Raw genomic sequence first — 21,857 nt, 5'->3', positions numbered from 1 at the left:
TTAATCGTCCTTCCATAAAAAAACTACCTTACGCTAAGTATAGCATAAGGTGGATTTTTCGTGTTTAGTTCTCATCAAGTTCCGGGCGTTTTTTTCGCTTTTTCTCTTCCAGCCGCGTTATCCTTTTGTGGATATCCGAAATCAATGACTGGCGTACTTTCGTATGCTCGCTGGCTTCTTTTGCAAAGCCGGCCATAATCAATGCCTGGTCCAGATTGTGCAATTGGTGTTCATACAGTTTAGCCGCATGGATCCACGCTTCCACTTCGATGCTGCCGCGCAGATGAGGCGCCGCTTCCTTGAACAATTTGACGGCTTCCTCATGGTGGCCCGCCCGCTTCTTTTGGATGGCGAGCAAATAACGGGCCAATGCTGAAGAAGCTCCTCTTTCTGCGGTGACGTGTTCAAGATACGCAGCACTTTGATCAAACTGCTTTAAATCCGCATACCATTTCCCAATATTCGTATAGGCGCCGCTTGTTTCCGATTCCATATCCTCCATCAAAAGATTGGACGACAGCACGTACAGTGACACCAATGACAAGATATCCAGTTCATTGTGGTATAACACTTTTGCCAAACCTTCTGGAAAGCCGCTTTTCACCGCATCCAGATAAATGGCTGGGATCAAATAACCCGGCACATCCCCTTGACGCATAAAACCAAGCTTTTCTTCCTCGATGGTACTAAGTTTCATCCGGGCCAATTCATTTTTCCAGATCCGTTTGGTGCCATGAAATAAGTCAATTTGCCGTGGAACTGGTAATTTCGGCAGAATATGCCGGTGCATGGTCCAACGGGATGTCAGCTGTGGCCAGTCGAAACTTTTTCCGTTATAGGAAAAGATGATCGGATCCTCGTTTTTCCACAAACCGGTTTCATACAAAAACGCAGCTTCATGTGAAGGGTCCGGCATGATGTATTGCATCATCTCAAAATGGTCACTGCGTTTCACCAGCAAGCCGATCAAAAAAATATAGGCGCCGGTTCCGCTAAGGCCAGTGGTTTCCGTATCGAAAAACACCAAAGGGTCCTGCTCGCTCAGTTTAAACGGATGATCGAAATCCACATTCCCCCAAGCTTTCAGCACAGGATCGAGTTCATTCAGAACCACTGAACCATGGCGGGTATCGAGCGGGTAAATGATTTTTTTCCGGTACACAAAACCGAATTTATTTTCTACGAGCTCAAGCCCGATGTTATTCCATTTGCCTTCATGGAGCGGCCGCTCTGCCGCTTTCGGCTGCTGCTTTTTAGGCGGCTGTTTTTTCAGCATGCCTTTCATCTGAAGAAGTTTATTTTCAAACGACATCTTTCTTCACCCCTCTTTACGGAGATCATCCAACAGGCGGATGACATGGCCTTTCATGCTGATGGCAGCATCCTGTGCACCAATGCATGACGGACATCCATCGAGGCATGGGCATTCTGAAACATGCTGCTGTGCCTTATCCAGCAAAGGCATCCACAAATCGTAGATCCGTTCACTGATGCCGATGCCACCCGGATAGGAATCATGGATGAAAAAGGATGGCATGTCGTTATGCGGCGACTTCACTTGCGGCACAACATGGACATCCCGGCGGTCGCATTGGACAAATACCGGAATGAACGACTCGATGGCATAGGCCGCTCCGGTCATCGTATCCGACAATTCCGATTCCGAGAAGTCCTCCGGCTTGGTGAAGCTCAGCCAAGTCGACGAAGTATGCAGCTCTTCCGCAGGAAGCGAAATCGGACCGGAACCGATATTGTCATGCGAATCGAAACGGATTTTCTTGAAGATTGTTGGCATTGCCAGAACAGCGATATCTCCATAGAACACTTCCGATTTGTTCATTTTCTTGTCTTTGTCTTCACTCATCACCTTGAGCTCGACCGCCAAATTGGCATCGGTGAAATAATCTACATCGACTTCCCGGACATAGGCTTTCTTTTCTTCCCAATCCAAAATTTCCACTTGGAACTGTGTGCCTTGGTGCAGATAGATGGCTTCTTCATGTAAAAGCGTCATTGCACTGAAACGGTCCATCTCGCCTATCACCCGTGTATCCGCAGGTACAGACTGGTCGATGATGACAACATTTTCCTGTGAAGCGGAGCGAAGCGAAATATCATGCGCCGGGAAACGGTCGCTCATCCAATGCCAGCGGTCCGAGGTCCGGACAAGCACCCCTTCTTCCTGCAGGTACTCAAGCAACTCCTGCACGTCAAACTCGCCGTATTGATCATCAATGCGGAACGGCAGTTCAAAAGAAGCGCATTTCAAATGGTCCATCAAAATGATGATGTTTTCCGGATGGATGCGCGCTTCTTCTGGAGACTGGTCCAGCAAATATTCCGGATGGTTGATGATGTATTGGTCCAGTGCAGTCGACTGTGCCACGTAAATGACCAGAGATTCGTCCTGCCGGCGCCCTGCACGCCCCGCCTGTTGCCAGGCGCTGGCAATATTGCCGGGATATCCTGTCATGATGCACGCCTGCAATTGGCCGATATCGACACCAAGCTCCAAGGCATTGGTGGACACAACGCATTGTATCGAACCATCGCGCAGCCCTTTTTCAATGGCTCGCCGCTCTGTCGGCAAATAACCGCCACGGTATCCTTTGATCGAGTCGTCCTGCAGTTTCATTTTGGTGATGGCTTGAAGATACGTCACCAGCATTTCGACGCGGACGCGGCTCTTGGCAAAAACGATGGTCTGGATGCCGTTTTTGATCAGATGGGTGGCGAGATCTCGTACTTCCAGGATTGCGCTTCTGCGGACGCCAAATGTCGGATGGATAATCGGCGGGTTGTAGAAGACAATATGCTTTTTGCCGGAGGGTGCACCGTTCTGGTCAATCAGTTGATGGGTGCTATTGGTCAGGTTTTCCGCCAGTTCTTTCGGATTAGCGATGGTGGCGGATGTGCAAATAAAGACTGGGTCGCTTCCGTAAAACTCACAGATCCGCTTCAGTCTGCGGATGACATGCGCTACATGTGTCCCGAATATGCCTTTATACGTATGCAGTTCATCGATCACTATATAATGAAGGTTCTCGAAAAGAGAGACCCATTTTGTATGATGCGGCAAAATCGCGGAATGCAGCATATCCGGGTTGGTCATGACGATTTGTCCCGCTTTGCGTACCTTTGTCCGGATTGCAGGAGAAGTATCTCCATCATACGTATAAGATAAAATCGCTTCTTCCGTTTTTTCGATCAAGTCATGCAGATCACTTTTTTGGTCTTGTGCCAACGCTTTCGTCGGGAACAAGTACAGCGCACGCGCCCCTGGATCATTTAGAATCTTGTGCAGGACAGGCAAATGGTAGCAATACGATTTGCCTGACGCTGTAGGGGTAACTGCTGTAAACGATTTGCCCGCTGTGGCCAAATCGAAGGCTTCGCGCTGGTGGGTATATAATTGTTCAATGCCTTTTTTGCGGAGTGCCGCTTTTAGGCTGTCATGCATCTCCTGTGGAAAATCAGCATATTGAGGCGGTTTTTCCTGTCTAGTATGCCAATGGACAATCCGTTCCATCATGTCCGGTTCCGTTTTCCATTCGTTCATCAATTCAGGCAGTTTTTTTCGCTTAATCATTTTCAGCACTCTTTTCATCGATGGCCAAAATGAATGTCTGCAATGTATATTGAGCCGCTTGAATCGTTTGGATAAAACGTTTCTTGCTCGTTTCCTTGTAAAAGCTTTGAACAAAAAACTGCGTCATGCCTTCTGCCGCAGTGTCGATTGTCGGCTTGTGTACATACTTCGGACGCTGCTGCTGGATATATAGCAGCGATTCTTTTTGCCATTCATTTATTTTTCCATGCCAGTAATCGGCATATGGTTTAACATCTTTATAAAAGTCAGGGACCGCGTCTTTTTCACGCATTTCATAAAAACGGTCCAGGCATTTTCCACATTCATCGTATAATGCGGAAGAGAGTTCTCTAACTGTCATTGTGCAACCCCTCCATTGCCATTAGTTTATCATATTCACTAATGTGACACGACTTTTATCGAACAGACATTCTTTCGGGTTGGAGCATCCGGTGAAATCCGCTATTATTAGAACATAAAGTTGAAACCTTTCAGCATATCAGTCGTCTAAGAGCTTGTGATATGATAGAGTAAGCGAGGTGTATCATAATGGCAATAAATTATCCGAACGGGAAAAAATTCATTCCCTCAACTGCTCAACCTGCCAAAGAGCAAGCGGCCAAAAAAAAGAAGAAGGATTTTTCCTTCAGCAACCGCGGCAAAACTTTAGAGGATGAACTGAATGAAACCAATGATTATTACCTTCAATTGGGATTGGCGGTCATTCATAAGAAGCCGGTACCTCTGCAGATTGTTAAAGTAGAATACCCTTCCAGAAGCGCAGCTGTGATTCGGGAAGCCTATTTTCAAGCTCCTTCCACAACTGACTATAACGGTGTCTGGAATGGCCGTTATATTGACTTTGAAGCCAAGGAAACGGAAAACAAAACTTCATTTCCATTGAAGAACATTCACGACCACCAGATACATCATATGTCTCAAGTGGTCAAACAAAATGGAACGGCGTTCATGATCATCCGATTCTCTTCCTGGCAGCGCTATTTCATCATGCCTTTTGCAGAACTCGAAGTTTTTTGGAACCGGATGATAACAGGCGGAAGAAAATCGGTTACTTTGCAGGAAATTGAAGAAACTTCATTTGAAATTACACCTGGAGCATTCCCCCGCATCGACTATTTGCCTCTTCTGAATAAGCTTTAAGCACCATCATATATATGAAAGTGAGGAACCGATCTTGAGCGACAAACAAATTTCGCGTGAAGAACGCCGAAAAGCAATCGAACGCCAAAAGAAAGCAAACAACAAAAAGAAAAAGAAATCCCCAGTAGTTTTATGGATGAAACGGATCCTAATGGCGATCTTCGCCATCGGCATTGCGGGACTGGTATTCGGAGCATCCCTGTTTGCCTACTACGCAAGCAGCGCACCCGAGATTGATGAAGAACTTCTGCGCGACCCGATCAGCCCGACCTTCTATGCAGCTGACGGCGAAACGGAAATTCCGTATATTACCGCAGAGAATCGGGAATATGTTAACTACGAAGACATCCCGAAAGTAATGGAAGATGCCATTCTGGCAACAGAAGATAACCGTTTTTACAAACACTCCGGCATCGATGTCATCCGTTTAGGCGGAGCTGTCATCGCTAATATCACTGGTGGCTTCGGATCTCAAGGAGCCAGCACAATCACCCAGCAGGTCATTAAAAACTCGTTCCTGACCAATGATAAGACCTTAAAGCGAAAAGCACAGGAAGCTTATCTGGCCTTTAAGTTGGAGCAGGAATATGAAAAAGAAGAAATTTTCGAGATGTATTTCAATAAAATCCTGATGTCTGGAAACATTTACGGTTTCGGAACAGCTTCAGAATATTTCTACGGCAAACCATTGGGCGAATTGACGCTTGCTGAAGCAGCATTGCTTGCAGGAATGCCGCAGAGCCCGAACGGCTATAACCCGTTCACGAATATAGAACGTGCTGAAGAACGCCGAAATGTCGTCTTAAGCCTGATGGATCAGCACGAAAAAATCAGCACAGAAGAAAAAGAACAAGCGCAGGCAGCACCTGTTGCCGATTCACTGGTTCCTGAAGGTGAGCGCCAGCCTCAAACGGCCAGCAGCGAACACACTGCGTTCATGGAAATGGTAGAGGATGAACTTGAATCATTGGAAGGCGACTACTCGCTGGACGAAGGCCTCACCATCTACACGACATTGGAACCATATGTCCAAACTAAAGTAAACGAAGCGATGGCTTCTGATTTGTTCTTTGATGATAATGTCCAATCGGCTATGACCGTCGTAGACACGAAAACAGGCGGAATCAGCGCAGTCGGAGCGGCTCGTGAGTATACAGGGGATGTACGCCATAATTATGCAATTGACGGCAGTCGCCAAGTAGGATCAATTATCAAACCTATTCTGGATTATGGTCCAGCTATCGAATACTTGGACTGGTCTACCGGGCAAACCGTTGTGGATGAACCTTACTCCTATGATGACGATGGCCAGGAAGTCCGAAATGTAGATGGACGATTCCTTGGAAGCATGACGATCCGTGAAGCACTTTACCGTTCACGTAATATCCCGGCGGTTAAAACCCTGGCCGAAGTAGGCACTGAAAACGCCGGCGAATTCATGAAGAATGTTGGACTCGACATGGAGAATATCTATGAATCAACAGCTTTAGGATCAGCAGAGTTTTCGACAGTCGAAATGGCGGGTGCTTTTGCAGCATTCGGGAATAAAGGAGAATTCATTAAACCGCACACCATCAAGAAAATTGTATTCCGTGATGGTTCGACCGAGCAAATCGTTGAACCGGAGCCGGTACAAGCCATGAAAGACAGTACTGCCTATATGGTGACGGACATTTTGAGAGATGTCATGGATCCCAACCGCGCCGGTGCTACCGGTAAAGAAGCGGCTATCAGCGGATTGGACCTGGCAGGAAAAACAGGTACCACCAACTATACAACCAAAGAAATGCAAGATTATAATTTAGACTCCAGCTCAGCACCAGATGTCTGGTTTGCGGGTTATACGACGGACTATGCAGTTTCCGTCTGGAGCGGCTACCCTACTCGAAAAACACCAATTGACACAGCATCGGATGAACGTTTGCTAGCTCAGCGTTTATTCAAAAGTGTAATGTCTGAGATTTCTTCTCCTGAAACGGCCCGTTTTGAACAGCCGGATTCAGTTACCGAGAAAGTTGTCGAAGTAGGATCTGTTCCACTGAAACTGGCTAGTGCATTTACACCCTACAGCATGAGAAGCACTGAGCTTTTCGCTCGCGGAACCGAACCGAATTCCGTATCTCAGCGCTACGTTGTAGAAGATTTGGCTACACCAAGCGGATTGCGCGCAAATATCAGTGGAAGCTCAGCCCAATTGTCGTGGAATCATGGAGACGATGACGTATCCTTCGAAGTCTCCGTTGAAGTGGACGGATCACGCTCGGTCCTTACCACTTCATCAAGCAAGTCCTACACATTCAATGGACTTGAAGAAGGAAAAACTTACACATTCCGTGTCGTAGCAGTCAACAGTACACAACGCAGCGACCCTGCTTCAACAGTAGTGGAAGTTGCAGCTGCTCCTGAAGAACCGGAAGAAGAACCAGCCGAAGAGCCGGTTGAAGAAGAACCGGTCGAAGAAGAGCCGGTTGAAGAAGAGCCGGTTGAAGAAGAGCCGGTTGAAGAAGAGCCGGTTGAAGAAGAGCCAGTTGAAGAAGAACCAGCTGTAGAAGAACCAGCTGTAGAAGAGCCAGCCGAAGAAGAACCGGCTGAGGAAGAACCAGCCGAAGAAGCACCGATTGAAGAGCCGACAGATCCAACTGAAGAAGAGGAAAGCGAAACGCCTTCTGTCAACAGCAGTGGAAATGGCAATGCCGAAAGCAATAATAACGGCAGCGGCAACAATGGCAACGGAAATGCCAATAATGGCAATGGACAAGAAGACGAAAATAATAACTGAATAACAAAACCCCCGAATGCATCTGCATTCGGGGGTTTTGTGTTGTCATTCAAGTGAACGCTTCAATTCAATGCGTTTTCTGGCAACTGTCTTTTTCATTTCAGCGAACAGTTCCGCAAGCTGTCGATAGGCCGCATATGTACCCGGAGAACCTTCCATAAAGGACAGGCGCTCCGAACCATTCAACGGCTCAAAATCCGGCTCTCCAAGTGCTTCACGGCAATGGGACAACAGTCGTTTATATAGCTCGATTCCAACTTCTAGAACCATTTTCGCGCGTTTATCGCGCTGCCTATGCAAAACGGCCAGTTCCACTGAAATTCTGTCCCATTCCAGAAAGTACGGATCGAGTTGTTCTTTAGTTAACTTCTGTAACGATTTCACGTTTGACAAGTCCTTTTTTCTCGCGTTTCTGCCCTTCACGGCAACGGTCAAACAGCGGACAGATGTGGCAGCCCGGGTTCTGTGATTTGCAATGGTAGCGGCCGAAAAAGATGATTTGGTGATGTGTCTTGGACCAATCGTCCGCTGGCGTCTTTTTCATGATCGTCTCTTCCACCTGCAGCGGATTGTCTTTCCAACGGTTCAATCCGAGGCGTTTGGCCACACGTTCCACATGGGTATCTACTGCTAAAGCCGGTATGCCAAAAGCCACGGAAACAACCACATTGGCTGTTTTGCGTCCAACTCCGGGAAGTGTCATCAAAAGATCGCGATCGGCAGGCACGATGCTGCCGTATTCATCGATCAGGATTCGGCTCAGCGCCTGAATATTTTTGGCTTTGTTCCGGAACAGGCCGATCGAACGGATATCCTGCTGCAATTCTTCTAAAGAAACCGATACATAATCTTCAGGCGTATGGTATTTCTGGAATAAGTCAGCCGTCACCCTGTTCACCAACTTATCAGTACATTGCGCAGACAGCAGGGTGGCAATCAGCAAATCGAACGGGTTCCGGTGAACCAACTCACAATGGGCATCCGGAAACATCCGATCCATTTCTTCGAGACAGGCAAGCCATTCTTTTTTGGACATCATCTACTTCACCTTCTAATTGCGGTCTTCCAGCCAATTGTAAAACTGAACTTTTTTCGCAACGTTTTCTGTCGGCTGAATCCGGATATTTTTCTCTCTGAAAGAGCTTGCGTGTTTGGTGACTTGCGTGGAAGTTTTGATGTTTTTCTTTTTCCATTCGAATAAAATCCGGTCCACATAACGGAGACTGATTTTTTGTGAAATGACCGCTTCTTTCAATGCCATCCGAATCACTTCCGGCGTATGGCCATCCTGGTCCATCCACATCGAGATGGTTTCGATTTCCATCGGAGAAAGAAAACGTCCGAATTCTTGTTCGAACAATTGGAATATCTCTCCTTCCAATTCCTTCTGGGTGTTTTCTTTCACTTCGTGTTGTTCTTTGAACACACAATCCAGCAGTCGGTCCCATAAAGGCTGCAAAGAAATGATTTCCGTCAGCACATCATTTTCTGTCGTTTGTTCAATTGCTAGATATCCTTGCTGCATCAACTTTTGCAACATCGTCGTTACGCTTTTTTGCGAAGTCATCATACGTGCTCCAATTTCATCAGGCGTTGGAAATTGGTTCCCAGTTTGTTGGAATGCCTGAATGTGTATGAGCAGCATAGCTTCTTCGTCTGTAATCTTCAGTTCTTTATAAAACTGAAAAAAAAGCTGGGAAATGTTAACATTCCCCTGCTCGATCCACGTTTGCAGCCGATTAGGTTGTTTCATATCCCAACCACCTTTCCATTTATTTATTTTTAAGGATACAATCTGTTCAATAGACGCGGGAATGGAATCGATTCTCTGACGTGTTCAACGCCGCTGATCCATGCAACCGTCCGTTCAAGGCCTAAGCCGAAACCAGAATGAGGCACAGCCCCGAATTTGCTCAAGTCCAAGTACCATGCATAAGCTTCTTCATCCAGTCCATGTTCCTGGATGCGTTGTTTCATTAAGTCGTAATCGTGGATACGTTCTGATCCTCCGATGATTTCCCCATAGCCTTCAGGTGCGATCATATCTGCACACAAGACCACATCATCACGGTCCGGATGCGGCTGCATATAGAACGGCTTGATGCCAATCGGGTAATTGGTGATAAAAATCGGCATATCGTAGCTTTCTGCCAAAGCCGTTTCGTGTGGAGCCCCGAAATCTTCGCCCCATTTGATGTCATCAAAGCCATTTTCGTTCAACCATTTGATGGCATCATCATAAGAAACGCGCGGGAATGGTGCTTTTATTTTTTCAAGTTTCGATACATCTCTTTCAAGACGTTCCAATTCCAATTTGCAGTTTTTCAAGACAGATTGGACGATGTGGGAGACGTATTGCTCCTGCACTTCCAGGCTTTCTTCGTGTTCCATAAATGCCATTTCAGGCTCGATCATCCAGAACTCGATCAAATGGCGGCGAGTTTTGGATTTCTCTGCGCGGAAAGTAGGTCCGAACGAGAATACTTTTCCAAGTGCCATTGCAGCGGCTTCCATGTAAAGCTGTCCTGACTGTGACAGGTAAGCATCTTCATCGAAATATTTCGTTGCGAACAACTCAGATGTCCCTTCTGGTGATGAACCCGTCAAAATCGGTGGATCTACTTTTACAAAGCCGTTTTCGTTGAAGAATTCATAAGTCGCACGAATGATTTCGTTTCGGATTTTCATGATGGCATGCTGTCTGCGCGAACGAAGCCATAAATGGCGGTTGTCCATCAGAAATTCCGTACCATGCTCTTTTGGTGTAATCGGGAAATCCTTTGCTTCATGAATCACTTCAATGCCTGTAACAGCAAGCTCATAGCCGAACGCAGAACGTTCGTCCTCTTTTACTTCCCCTGTTACATAAAGAGATGTTTCTTGCGTCAATCCCTTAGCTGTTGCGAATAATTCCTCTCCCACTTCAGCTTTTACGACAACACCTTGCACAAATCCAGAACCGTCACGCAGCTGCAAAAATGCAATTTTTCCACTCGAACGCTTATTGGCGATCCAAGCCCCTAACTTAACTGTTTCCCCATTATATTTAGCCATTTCGGCAATAGTAATTTTTTTCATCCAGCGATAGCCTCCAAAGAATTAGGTTGTCTTAGTCTTTCCATTTTGATGTAACAAATTGATGGATCCGTTCCACGGCTTCCGTCAACGTTTCAAGCGAAGTCGCATAGGACAGACGAATTGTTGAATGTGCACCGAATCCAGAACCCGGAATCACCGCAACATTTGCTTCTGTCAATAAAGCCGCAACAAAATCATCAACCGATGTGAAGCCTGTTTTTTCTGCAGCTTCTGAAACATCCGGCAATAAGTAGAACGCGCCTTGAGGGCGAATCACTTGGAAGCCTGGAATTGCCTGCAGTTTCGGGAATATGGCTTCCAATCGGCTTTCAAATGCCTGCCGCATTTCCTCTACTGCATCCTGTGGCCCATTATAGGCTTCGATTGCCGCATATTGCGAAGTTGTTGTCGGATTGGATGTTGAATGGCTCGCCAAATCCGTCATCGCTTTGATCAGTTGGGCATCTCCGGCTGCGTAACCGATGCGCCAACCTGTCATTGAATGCGATTTCGAAACGCCGTTGATCAGAATCGTGCGGTTCTTTGCATCTTCTGAAAGAGTCGCGATGGACGTATGTCCAACGTCTCCGTAGATCAGCTTTTCATAGATTTCATCTGAAACGATGAGGATATCAAATTCACGGCAAACTTCCGCCAGTGCTTCCAACTCCTCTTTCGAATAAATCATCCCTGTCGGATTGCTAGGCGTGTTGATGATAACTGCTTTTGTCCGGTCAGTAATGGCTTCTCTTAATTGCTGAGGAGAAATTTTGTATTCCTGGCTGGCTGTCGCTTCTATGTATACCGGAACACCCTGTGCCAATTTCACCTGTTCAGGATAGCTGACCCAATAAGGAATCGGAATAATTACTTCGTCACCTTCATTCAAGAGCACTTGAAATAATGTATAAAGTACATGCTTAGCACCGATTCCGACCATAACTTCTTTCGGCTGATAGCTCAGCTGCTGATCGCGCTGTAATTTATTGATGATGGCTTCTTTTAAAGCAGGCAATCCGCCTGCTGGCGTATACTTGGTCTTGCCGTCTTTCATTGACTGATAAGCAGCTTCCAGGATGTTTTCTGGCGTATTGTAATCCGGTTCCCCAGCACCGAGGCCGATGATATTGACTCCTTGTGCCTTAAGCTCATTTGCCTTTGCAGTGATTGCCAAGGTTGTTGAAGGTGTTAAAGTTTTTACACGATTCGCTAAGTTGATCAAATTTTTTCCGCCCTTTCACAAATTCAATATGCGTTTCCACCAGGTTCCATCGCCTGCTGATAAATAAACATAATTCAAGCTGTCTTTTTCATTGAGAAAAGCGATCTCCCAGACCGGTCCGTCTTTTTCCATCCCAAGTCTGGTATGCAGTATTTCTTTGACATCCATTTCAGCAAGGGCAATTTCTCTGGCTCGCTGCGCCGTTATCTTATCTTCCAACGGAATTGCCTGCAGCTTGCCTTCCCCTGTCGGAACAAAGACTGCAACGAGTTCACCCTTGCTGTTAGTGCCGAGCACCGTCACAGAAGCGGCCGTATTGGTATAGACATAGGCCCGTTCCACTTCTTCAATCAATTGCTCGCTTTTAGCGCGGTCAATTGCCAACTCTTCGGTTTCGGAATAGGGTTTATTGCCAAGAAACAATATCAGGATGATGATGGCAACGGCCAAAAAAGACAGAAAACCGAGTATGAATGTGATCCATTGTTTCATTTCATCACCTATGTTTTATATATTGTAAAAATTGCTTTTTCAGAGTCTTCTTTGTCAAGCGCCAGGCCGAACATTAAATTCTTGTCTTTTAAAGTGCGGTTCAAGGCGTCCACCACTTTATATAAATCTGACTGATACGTAAGCTCTACTGTAGAGATCACTTCAATTTTGGATTCCATGCATGCGCCTTCCTTTCATTATATCACTGCTTATTATACCAAGCTTCAATATCCGTTACCATCTTTTCTAGAGACACTTTCGATACTTTGACTTTCGGCAAAGCACTTATGAATTCCCGTCCATAGGATTTCGTCTCGATCCGGCGATCCAGCACGATGAACAGGCCTTTGTCGTTTTTGGAACGGATCAGCCTGCCGAATCCTTGACGCAGGCGAAGCACCGCTTCAGGCAGTGCATATTGCAAAAATGGATTTACGCCTTCACGGGTAATAACTTCAGAACGCGCTTTGAAGATTGGTTCATCCGGTGAGGTGAAAGGCAAACGCACCACGACGACCGCACGAAGTGCATCCCCTGGTACATCGACCCCTTCCCAAAAACTGTTTGTGCCAAACAACACAGATTTCTGGAAGCGCTGGAACGATTTCAATAATTTCATACGGCTGCCGGATGAAATGCCTTGGGCAAACAGCATATAATCATCGAGCAAACCTGTGTCCTGAATCAAATCCACTGTTTTCCGGAGCATATCCTGTGACGTAAATAGCACAAAACAACGTCCTTCTGTTACAATCACCGTCTGAATGACGGCATCCGCTACGGATTCAATGTATTCATGCTGGGAAACTTGCTGGATATCCGGCATGTCTTCCACAATATATACATGCGCACCTTGATAAAAATCTTTTGGCGGTTCAAATTTCAGGATAGGCACATGCTGCGGAATGCCGATTTGGTTGACGATAAAACGTTCGTTGGCGGGTACAGTCATTGTGCCGGACAACCAGATGACCGCTTTATCCTGACGTGCATCAGCCACGACCTTATCCACTAATGAAGCCACTGCAAAGGGACGTTTATAGAGCGATAAGCTGGTCGGCAGACTTCTCATATCCCCTTCAATCCAACTTACTTCGTCCGTCAGAGGGAATACGAAGATTTCACTGAATTCAACGGCTTTAACCATCATTTCTTCCGTCCAATAGCGCCAGTCGGCGATCGTCAGCTGGTCTTGAATGGTTTTTTCCGTCAGGCGCTCTGCTTTTTGCAGGATGAGCTGTGACAAATCGATCCATTCATTCAAATAGCGCAGCAGTTCCAGGAAACGGCTGTCTTCAAGATACAGTTCGCTTAAAAGCGAGGCATTTTTCTTATGTCGGCTCGAGGCGAATTTAGCGGCGAACTCATCAGCCAATAAATTCGAAACCTCATCGAACAGCGTGGTGAATTTTAAAAACAGCGATTCCAGCTTGAGCAATTCCGGCACAGTCGAAAAGCCGGTCCGGTTGGCCGCATCGTATAAAGCACGGAATAATTGCTGATCATCAAAACTGCCGAGCTGGCCGAAAATGTATTTCCATTGGGTATAGACAAAGGTTTTCTCATGCTGGGAAACAGCTGCCTGGACAACCTGATGGGCTTCATCCCAGATATAGGCATCGACACTGGCCAGTATTGATTTTTTGCTCAAATGCTGATTGAGCAGAAACGCATGGTTGGTGACGATGACATGGGCATGCTTCGCCTGATTCAAGGCAAATTCGTAAAAGTCGGCTTTCTTTTCTTGCTTCGACAGTTTCCGTATATGGGAACGCCGTATTTTGTCGAGTACAAATTGTCCGCCGCTCGATGAATTGAGTTCGTTTAAGTCACCGGTTTCGGTGGCTGTCAGCCAGACCAGGACCTGCATGATGGTGAACGTCTCGTCATAGGATTCGTCATCTCCGTGCAGCAACTCGACAAAACGCCCCAAATCGATGTAATGCGATAACCCTTTGATCAACGAAATGCGCACAGGCGCTCCAATGAATTGCTCGACCATCCGGCCTTCTTTCAGGACCAGTTGATCCTGAAGGTGTGTCGTATAGGTGCTGATCATGACTTGCCTGCCTGTGTCCAGGGCATAGTTGACCGCGGGAAGCAAATAGGCAATCGTTTTCCCCATTCCCGTCGATGCTTCGATGACCAGCTCTTTTTTATGCATCAATGCATCTTCAATAGAAGCCATCATGCCATACTGGCTCGGCCGCTTCTCAAAATTCGGAAAGACTGTTTCAAGCCCCTCCCGCCAATCGCGCGGCAATGAACTTTGCTGTTCCGGATCAGACGAAAATGATTTTCGGGGCTTCAGGGGAACTCCCTGAAAACGGTCGAACTCATCTGCCTGTGCATTTCTTTTTTTCTGCGTCAATTCAAAAAACAGACGGGACAGATCCGACTTCAATTGGAAAGAACGTTTGTGTAGAAATGCCAAAGTATCGTACGGCAAGGATTCCAAGTCATTTTTGGCACGCAAAAACAACAAGGCTGTCGCCATCGCATCATCATCTGCACGATGGGCACTTTCGAGCGGAATCCCCAGCTCTGAAGTGATGTCCTGCAACTTATAGCTGAATGCCGTCGGGTACATCAATCGCACTAATTCAACCGTATCCATCGTAATGCCATGCCATTTCGGCAAACCGCTGCGTTTTAGTTCGGCCTGCAGGAAAGGCAGATCAAAATTGGTGTTGTGTGCCACAAAAATCGCATCCTGCATTTTTTCGAAAACCGTTTCAGCATAAAACTCAAAAGCTTTAGCATCCTTCACATCTTCGTCTGTAATATTCGTCAGATCCTGTATAAATAATGGAATCGTGCGTCCCGGATGGATGAATTTTGTATATGTATCGGTAATTACACCGTTTTCAATCGTTACCATTGCGAGTTGAATAATCCGGTCACCTTTTGCAGGGGAATGGCCCGTTGTTTCAATATCGACAACGACATACTTTTGCGTGTTCATCTTAGCCCCTCTTTCTTAGGTGTTAGCCTAAAAAAATTGTAACATATCCAGCGGCTTTCCGCTTTCAAGATGAAAATTCAATCTTCTTGCTTTACTTCAGGCAAAAGAAAAACAGCCCCGAATCATATCGGAGGCTGCACAATTTACATGACGGTTGCTTCAGGTTCGTAATGGATGATTTCCTTGATTTGATTGTCGGCATCCATAATGGCAACAGTTGGTTTGTGGTCACGGGCATTTTCGTTCATGACATAGGCATAGGAAAGGATGATGACGATGTCCCCACGCTGCACCAGGCGCGCTGCTGCTCCATTCACACAAATCACGCCACTGCCGCGTTCTCCGGCAATGATGTACGTTTCAAAACGGGCGCCATTATTATTATTGACGATATGCACTTTTTCATTTGGCAGCATCCCCACAGCATCCAGCAAATCCTGATCGATGGTAATGCTTCCTACATAATTCAAGTCAGCTTCTGTCACCGTTGCACGGTGGATTTTTGAATTCAGCATCATTCTAAGCATGAGTCAGTTCTCCTTTGGGTTAAAAATGATATTATCGATTAATCGTGCTTTTTCGAATTGCACAGCCAAAGCCAATATAGCATCGTTTTGAATATCCGCGGTCAAAGTCGGATAATCGAGCAATTCGATGTAATCGATTTTTCCGGACGTGTTTTTGGTGAGATAGTCAGTCATTGGCGCAATCGGATCCTGCCCCTGCAAAAATAGGTTCTTGCCCATCTCTAATGCTTTTTTCAAATGAGGCGCTTCATCGCGTTCAGCAGCACTCAAATAAACATTACGTGAGCTTTTTGCCAATCCATCTTCTTCGCGGACAGTATCCCCACGGCGGATTGCCATCGGAAAATTGAAATCTGCAACCAACGACTCGATGATTGCCAACTGCTGGGCATCTTTTTGGCCGAAATACGCCATATCCGCCTCAGTTAAATGAAACAGCTTGGTGACTACTTTCAGCACGCCATCAAAATGTCCAGGTCTTTTAGCGCCGCACAGGACATCCGCCTGTGCACCGGCTGTAATTTTGATTTGGCTTTCCCGTGGATACATCTCTTCTACACTCGGTACAAAAATTGCATCCGTCCCTGCTCCTTCAGCCAGCTGCCGATCGCGATCAAGGTCTCTCGGGTAGCGGTCGAAATCTTCATTCGGCCCAAATTGCGCAGGGTTGACGAAAATGCTCATGACTACCCTGTCGTTTTCTGACTTGGCCTTTTCCACTAAAGATAAATGCCCTTCATGCAAAAAACCCATCGTCGGCACTAAACCAATGGTCTCGCCTGCTTTTTTGGTTTCCCGAACCCATTTTTTAAGTTCGTCCACCGTCTGTAAAATCAACAATTTTTTCTCTCCTCTCGGGAAGAAAACCATATAAAAAGCCCTTCCGCCGAAAAAAAAGACAGAAGGACAGTAAATGTACGTTTGGTTTCCTCCGTCCCTGTCGTATAAGTGATCAAGGCAGAACTAGATTACTATGAATTTTTGGGTGTGTTGCGGTTGTTCGGTGCAGTTCGCAAGCGATACTGCCCGTTAAAAACACTATACCAGAAATCCAGAAAAAAACATATTCCATGCTTAAGGGTTATGCAAGTTGGAGGCAATATGCTAGGAATGAATCCTGCACCCTCTAGTTGGTCATTTCGATATCAGCTGAATAGATGCCGTGGAGTTTGCCGTCCGCTGTCCGCAATTGCAGAACTCCGTCTTCGGTGATGCCTTCAGCGATGCCTTCAAGTGTCTGGTTCGTCATACGCGCCCGGATCGGGTGTCCGATGGTCGTCGAGTAGCTTTCCCACATGACTTTCAGCAGGCCGAAGCCTTCTTCAATGTACATCTGTGTATAAATTTCCAAGTAATACAGCAGGGACTGGACCAGTTTTTGGCGGCTTACTGTGTCCCCGCTCTCCATCTTCAGCGAAGTCGCAATAGCTTGGATTTCCGGATCGAAATCCGTTTTCTCTTGATTGATGTTCAAGCCGATGCCGATGATCAATGCCTGAATGCCATCTGCATCTGACTGCAGCTCTGTCAAAATGCCGGTACACTTTTTGCCGTTCAGGAGAATGTCATTCGGCCATTTGATCTTCGGCTGCAATTTGGTGACTTCTTCAATCGCTCTTACCACTGCGACGGCAGTGACGAGCGTAAACTGAGGCGCTTTTTGGGGCACGACATCCGGCCGCAGGATAACGCTCATCCAGACGCCTTTTCCTGCCGCTGAATCCCATTTCCGGGCCATTCTCCCACGTCCGGCCGTCTGCGTCTCTGTCAGCACGACAGTGCCGCCTGGCGCCCCTTCCTGGGCCAGTTTATGGGCGATGATTTGAGTTGAAGAGCAGCTTTCCACATATTCGATGTTCTGTCCGATGTGTTTGGTCTTCAATCCTGTTTGAATGGCCAAGGGCTCTAATGTATCCGGAATGGAAACGATGCGGTAGCCTTTTTTCTTGACTGACTCAATGGCATAGCCTTTTTCTTCAAGCTCTTTGATGTGCTTCCAGATTGCTGTCCGGGAAATTCCGAATTCTTCTGCCAATTGTTGGCCCGACACGGCTTCACCGTTCGATTCGATTAATCGCTTCGCTAACTTATGCGTGACGGTGATATTCATTCACAAACCAGTCCTTTATGAGTTCTTTGTCATTCTTCAATTCACCATAGACAATCAGTTTTTCCAACTTTTCTATCCACACTTTCAGCCATGGGCCGGAACGCTCTCCGCTCCATTCCATAAACTCCCGTCCGCTTGCTGCGAGATCGGATTTTGATTGAATGGGCAATTCGGCTTTGGCGGCTGCCGGGTCAAGCAATTTCCCGCTTGCTTTAGCTGCCATCTCCAATTGGTCAACGGCATAATAGTAGAACGTCCATTGATCCCAAAATTCCAGCTTGGCCAACTCCAGGCTTTTCTCTATGAGCCGCTTGTCTTCATTTGAAAAACGGTAATCCTTTATTTCTGAAAATGGCTGATTGTTTTTATGCAATAAATAAAACCAGCCAAATACCGCTTTGCCGCTGGATTCGTAACGGCTCCAATCCATTTCGAAAAGCTTGCCGGCGGGAAGAAAAGCCGTTAAATCCGTTTTCCCCAGATACTCCATGCTGCGGGCCGTACGAGGATTGGCGAATATCTTATCGATTTCCGACTTTAAACGTTCGACCGCGATGGATTGGATCAACGACGCATGGCGGCGGATTGACTCAAGTGTGTGTTGCTCGATTGAAAAATCCAGCTGCCCCGAAAAACGCACCGCTCGCAGCATGCGCAGTGCGTCTTCTTGAAAGCGCTGATCTGGTTCTCCCACCGCACGAATAATATGCTTTCGGAGATCTTCTGTCCCGCCAAACGGATCGATGATTTTCAAGGTTTCCGTCATCGCCATCGCATTGATGGTGAAATCGCGGCGCTTTAAATCCTCTTCTAACGATTGGACAAACTCCACCGAATCAGGCCGGCGGTTATCGGAATAACTGCCTTCCGTCCGAAATGTCGTCACTTCTATGCCTTCACCGTCAATCAGCACCAACACAGTGCCATGCTCAATTCCCGTATCGACCGTTCGCTTGAACAGCGTTTTCACTTGCTGCGGTGATGCGGAAGAAGCCACATCGATATCATGAGGCGTCTGGCCGAGCAGAAAATCGCGCACTGCTCCACCGACCATGTAAGCTTCGAAACCTGCTTTCTGCAAGATGCCGATCACTTTGATGGCCGTCTTCATTGTGTGTCATCCTTTGCCAGCAAGCGTTCATACAAGCCTTCATAATGTTTCAGGATTTTAGAGGAATGGAAACGTTCAGCCACTGTTTTCAAAGCACCTTGCCGCAATTCCTCCAGCTTGTTCTCATCGCTCATCATTTCGATTGCGTATTCAGCGGCCTGTTTTGTGTCACCCAATTCGACTAGGTAGCCATTCACGCCCGGTTCGATAATTTCGGGCATTCCTCCGATATTGGAGCCGATCACCGGCACCCCGCATGCCATCGCTTCCAGCAACACTAAGCCGAACGCTTCTTTTTCAGAAAGAAGAATTTTGATGTCACTGATATTATAGAATTCTGCCAGGCTGTCCCGTTTTCCAAGGAACAACACGTCATCTTCCAATCCAAGATCCTGCACTTGCTGAATGATCCGTCCCATTTCAGGTCCATCCCCGACCAGCAATAATTTACAATCCAGTTGTTGACGTGCCTGTGAAAATGTCTCTACAACATCCTGGACACGCTTGACGTTCCGGAAATTCGAAACATGGATCATCACTTTCTGATCGGGTTCTATTCCTAATTCAGCTTTCAGTTCTTTAGAGTCCTGCGGGAAATACTCCCTTTCATCAACAAAATTATAGACTGTTTCTATCTTTTTATCCGGGTTAATAAGATCGTAAGTTTGATCTCTTAACGAATCTGAAACGGCTGTGACGATATCGGACTTCTCGATGCCGTAGCGAATCGCTTCTTTCAAAGAAGAATCTGACCCCAATACTGTAATGTCCGTACCGTGCAGAGTCGTCACAATGCCGATGTTGGAGCCTGCCATGTCCCGCCCAAGAATGGCACAGACGGCATGTGGAATTGCATAATGCACATGCATCAGATCCAGTTTTTCATTTTTGATGACTTCCGCGATTTTCGTCGCCAACGCAATGTCATAAGGTGCGTACTGGAAAACGGAATACGTATTGACTTCCACTTGGTGGCTGTAGATATTTGCATATGTTTTATTCAAGCGAAAAGGCGTACTGGACGTGATAAAATGCACCTCGTGCCCTTTTTCTGCCAGCATTTTCCCTAATTCCGTGGCAATTACACCTGATCCTCCAACCGTTGGATAGCAGGTGATGCCGATTTTCATTTTGCGCACAATGCTCTCTCCTATCCTCTTCGTTCTCCGAGCAGCCGCCAGTCAATAAAGCCTTCCTGCAACCCTTTCAAAAGCACTTCAGCGGTTCCCATATTGGTGGCCAATGGGATTCCGTAGACGTCACACAGGCGAATCAATGCCGTTACATCAGGTTCATGAGGCTGTGCAGTCAATGGATCCCTGAAGAAAATGACCATATCCATCTCATTTTTGGCTATCATGGCACCAATCTGCTGGTCGCCGCCAAGGGGGCCGGATTGAAAACGGATGACTGGCAGTCCTGTTCCATCAATGACCCGTTGGCCGGTCGTCCCAGTCGCATAAAGCGTGTGCTTAGCCAATATCGGCTGATATGCTGTAACAAATTGGATCAGATCGTCTTTCTTTCGGTCATGGGCAATCAAGGCAATTTTCATATCATCTTCCCCTTTAAACGATTATGTGTTCCAAACCATAGATCAACTCTTCTTTTTCCATAACAGTGTTGATGGACAAAACCACGCCTGACATAAATGAGCCGCGGTTAAACGAGTCGTGGCGAAGCGTCAATAATTGGCCGTCTCCTCCAAGCAGCACCTGCTGATGCGCAACAAGACCCGGCAAACGCACACTGTGGATGCGCATGCCGTCGTAATTGGCTCCGCGTGCCCCTGGAAGCGTTTCTTTCTCACGGGCATGCCCCTGTTCATGGATTGGGCGTTCTTGTGAAATCAAATGGGCCGTCTTCATTGCGGTTCCGGAAGGGGCATCCAATTTTTGGTCATGATGCATTTCGATGATTTCGATATCGGGCAAATATTTGGCCGCCTGTTCAGCGAACTTCATCATAAGAACTGCTCCTACTGCAAAGTTCGGTGCAATGATGCAGCCAATTTTCGATTCTTTTGAAAGTGTAGTCAACTCTTCAAGCTGTTCATCCGAAAAACCGGTTGTACCGACCACCGGACGGATTTTCAATTCCAAAGCCTGTTTCGTATGCTCGTAAACAAATTCAGGCGTCGTTAAGTCAACCAATACATCCGGTTTGGTTTTCGAGTGCAGTTCCTGCAAATCCGTAAAGACCGGTGCGGTATAGGAAGAAGGAAACAAGTTCGTATCTGCCAATGTATTCCCAACTTCTTTGTAATCCAGAACAGAAACCAATTCCATATCCGGATTGTTCATGACTGTATGTACAGCCTCTTTGCCCATTTTCCCTCTTGCTCCTGCAATTGACACGCGAATCGTCATTTGTCTCCATCCTTTCTTGTCCAGCGGTCTTTGTCTCTGCTCGCAAACTTCTCCATCACCCGGTCATGAGCATGCGCCAAATCGATATCCATTGAATTCGCCATACAAATCAAGACGAACAGGACATCGCCCATCTCTTCCTCAATACTGTTTTCAGCTTCCGAGCTTTTCTTTTTCTTCGGACCATATTGGTGCATCACTTCTCTGGACAGTTCGCCCAGTTCTTCGGTCATGCGAGCCATCATTTCCATCGGCTGAAAATAGCCTTCTTTGTACTGTCCTATGTATCGGTCCACGTCCAGCTGAAGCTGTTTCATCGTTTTATCTCCGCTCATATCATCACACTCCTCAGTCAATCGTAAAGAAAACTGATGATGTTGTCAAAATACATTAATTAAACGATAATACAGAAGTTGATATTCACGAAAGGGGTTTGAGTAAATTGAAAGAATTG

21 protein-coding genes are annotated in these 21,857 nt (G+C 46.6%); 2 read left to right on the top strand and 19 right to left on the bottom strand.

What is annotated here, in order from left to right; translation table 11 throughout:
• Positions 1 to 64 precede the first annotated feature (64 nt).
• From H9630_RS04520 to H9630_RS04510, 3 genes are read right to left on the bottom strand one after another with little or no spacing between them, the layout of a single operon-like run.
• Complete coding sequence (locus H9630_RS04520) at positions 65 to 1,312, bottom strand: ribonuclease H-like domain-containing protein (RefSeq protein WP_191714268.1); 1,248 nt, start codon at positions 1,310 to 1,312, stop codon at positions 65 to 67.
• A 6-nt stretch (positions 1,313 to 1,318) separates the two neighbouring features.
• A complete protein-coding gene (locus tag H9630_RS04515; RefSeq protein WP_225218337.1) occupies positions 1,319 to 3,589 on the bottom strand; it encodes a DEAD/DEAH box helicase in 2,271 nt (756 codons plus the stop codon).
• Entirely contained in the window at positions 3,582 to 3,950 is a 369-nt protein-coding gene (locus H9630_RS04510) for a YppE family protein (protein WP_191714267.1), read from the bottom strand. Before H9630_RS04510 ends, H9630_RS04515 begins: the two co-directional genes overlap by 8 nt.
• 188 nt (positions 3,951 to 4,138) lie before the next feature.
• Here H9630_RS04510 and recU point away from each other — a divergent pair, with 188 nt between their 5' ends.
• Entirely contained in the window at positions 4,139 to 4,750 is a 612-nt protein-coding gene (gene recU, locus H9630_RS04505; protein WP_191714266.1) for a Holliday junction resolvase RecU, read from the top strand.
• A 34-nt stretch (positions 4,751 to 4,784) separates the two neighbouring features.
• Positions 4,785 to 7,529, top strand: a complete 2,745-nt coding sequence (locus H9630_RS04500; RefSeq protein WP_191714265.1) for a penicillin-binding protein 1A — start codon at positions 4,785 to 4,787, stop codon at positions 7,527 to 7,529.
• A 45-nt stretch (positions 7,530 to 7,574) separates the two neighbouring features.
• Here the strand turns inward: H9630_RS04500 and H9630_RS04495 are convergent, their stop codons facing one another.
• The 16 genes from H9630_RS04495 to H9630_RS04420 form a co-directional block, all read right to left on the bottom strand.
• Positions 7,575 to 7,913, bottom strand: coding sequence for a YpoC family protein (locus H9630_RS04495; RefSeq protein ID WP_191714264.1), 339 nt, complete (start codon positions 7,911 to 7,913; stop codon positions 7,575 to 7,577).
• Positions 7,888 to 8,568, bottom strand: a complete 681-nt coding sequence (nth, locus tag H9630_RS04490; RefSeq protein ID WP_191714263.1) for an endonuclease III — start codon at positions 8,566 to 8,568, stop codon at positions 7,888 to 7,890. The genes H9630_RS04495 and nth overlap by 26 nt, the downstream gene beginning before the upstream one ends.
• Before the next feature lie 12 nt (positions 8,569 to 8,580).
• The gene (locus tag H9630_RS04485) at positions 8,581 to 9,282 is read right to left on the bottom strand and encodes a DnaD domain-containing protein (RefSeq protein ID WP_191714262.1); all 702 of its coding nucleotides are present in this window, start codon (positions 9,280 to 9,282) and stop codon (positions 8,581 to 8,583) included.
• 29 nt (positions 9,283 to 9,311) lie between these two features.
• Positions 9,312 to 10,607, bottom strand: coding sequence for an asparagine--tRNA ligase (gene asnS / locus H9630_RS04480; RefSeq protein ID WP_191714261.1), 1,296 nt, complete (start codon positions 10,605 to 10,607; stop codon positions 9,312 to 9,314).
• 31 nt (positions 10,608 to 10,638) lie between these two features.
• Positions 10,639 to 11,829 carry a pyridoxal phosphate-dependent aminotransferase gene (locus H9630_RS04475; protein ID WP_225218335.1) on the bottom strand — a complete coding sequence of 397 codons (1,191 nt, stop codon included), beginning with the start codon at positions 11,827 to 11,829 and terminating at the stop codon, positions 10,639 to 10,641.
• 15 nt (positions 11,830 to 11,844) lie between these two features.
• Entirely contained in the window at positions 11,845 to 12,321 is a 477-nt protein-coding gene (locus tag H9630_RS04470) for a cell wall elongation regulator TseB-like domain-containing protein (protein WP_191714260.1), read from the bottom strand.
• Between the two features lie 8 nt (positions 12,322 to 12,329).
• Positions 12,330 to 12,500: a YpmA family protein gene (locus tag H9630_RS04465; protein ID WP_191714259.1), complete on the bottom strand. Its 171-nt coding sequence runs from the start codon at positions 12,498 to 12,500 to the stop codon at positions 12,330 to 12,332.
• A gap of 23 nt (positions 12,501 to 12,523) precedes the next feature.
• Positions 12,524 to 15,286 (bottom strand): ATP-dependent DNA helicase DinG, encoded by a 2,763-nt coding sequence (dinG, locus tag H9630_RS04460; protein ID WP_191714258.1) that lies wholly within the window; start codon positions 15,284 to 15,286, stop codon positions 12,524 to 12,526.
• 143 nt (positions 15,287 to 15,429) lie between these two features.
• Positions 15,430 to 15,813, bottom strand: a complete 384-nt coding sequence (panD, locus tag H9630_RS04455; RefSeq protein ID WP_191714257.1) for an aspartate 1-decarboxylase — start codon at positions 15,811 to 15,813, stop codon at positions 15,430 to 15,432.
• A 3-nt stretch (positions 15,814 to 15,816) separates the two neighbouring features.
• Entirely contained in the window at positions 15,817 to 16,653 is an 837-nt protein-coding gene (gene panC, locus H9630_RS04450) for a pantoate--beta-alanine ligase (RefSeq protein WP_191714256.1), read from the bottom strand.
• Positions 16,654 to 16,939: 286 nt separating this feature from the next.
• Positions 16,940 to 17,923 (bottom strand): biotin--[acetyl-CoA-carboxylase] ligase, encoded by a 984-nt coding sequence (locus tag H9630_RS04445; RefSeq protein ID WP_191714255.1) that lies wholly within the window; start codon positions 17,921 to 17,923, stop codon positions 16,940 to 16,942.
• Complete coding sequence (locus H9630_RS04440; protein WP_191714254.1) at positions 17,901 to 19,034, bottom strand: CCA tRNA nucleotidyltransferase; 1,134 nt, start codon at positions 19,032 to 19,034, stop codon at positions 17,901 to 17,903. Before H9630_RS04440 ends, H9630_RS04445 begins: the two co-directional genes overlap by 23 nt.
• A complete protein-coding gene (gene bshA / locus H9630_RS04435) occupies positions 19,031 to 20,173 on the bottom strand; it encodes an N-acetyl-alpha-D-glucosaminyl L-malate synthase BshA (protein WP_191714253.1) in 1,143 nt (380 codons plus the stop codon). Before bshA ends, H9630_RS04440 begins: the two co-directional genes overlap by 4 nt.
• Positions 20,174 to 20,184: 11 nt before the next feature.
• The gene (gene mgsA / locus H9630_RS04430; RefSeq protein ID WP_191714252.1) at positions 20,185 to 20,589 is read right to left on the bottom strand and encodes a methylglyoxal synthase; all 405 of its coding nucleotides are present in this window, start codon (positions 20,587 to 20,589) and stop codon (positions 20,185 to 20,187) included.
• A gap of 13 nt (positions 20,590 to 20,602) precedes the next feature.
• A complete protein-coding gene (dapB, locus tag H9630_RS04425) occupies positions 20,603 to 21,403 on the bottom strand; it encodes a 4-hydroxy-tetrahydrodipicolinate reductase (RefSeq protein WP_191714251.1) in 801 nt (266 codons plus the stop codon).
• Complete coding sequence (locus tag H9630_RS04420) at positions 21,400 to 21,738, bottom strand: nucleotide pyrophosphohydrolase (protein WP_191714250.1); 339 nt, start codon at positions 21,736 to 21,738, stop codon at positions 21,400 to 21,402. Before H9630_RS04420 ends, dapB begins: the two co-directional genes overlap by 4 nt.
• Between the last annotated feature and the right edge of the window lie 119 nt (positions 21,739 to 21,857).

This window comes from Planococcus wigleyi, assembly GCF_014836985.1.
GTDB classification, from domain to species: domain Bacteria; phylum Bacillota; class Bacilli; order Bacillales_A; family Planococcaceae; genus Planococcus; species Planococcus notacanthi.
The sequence above is the reverse complement of the archived record's forward strand: the minus strand, read 5'-3'. Positions and strand labels throughout refer to the sequence as shown.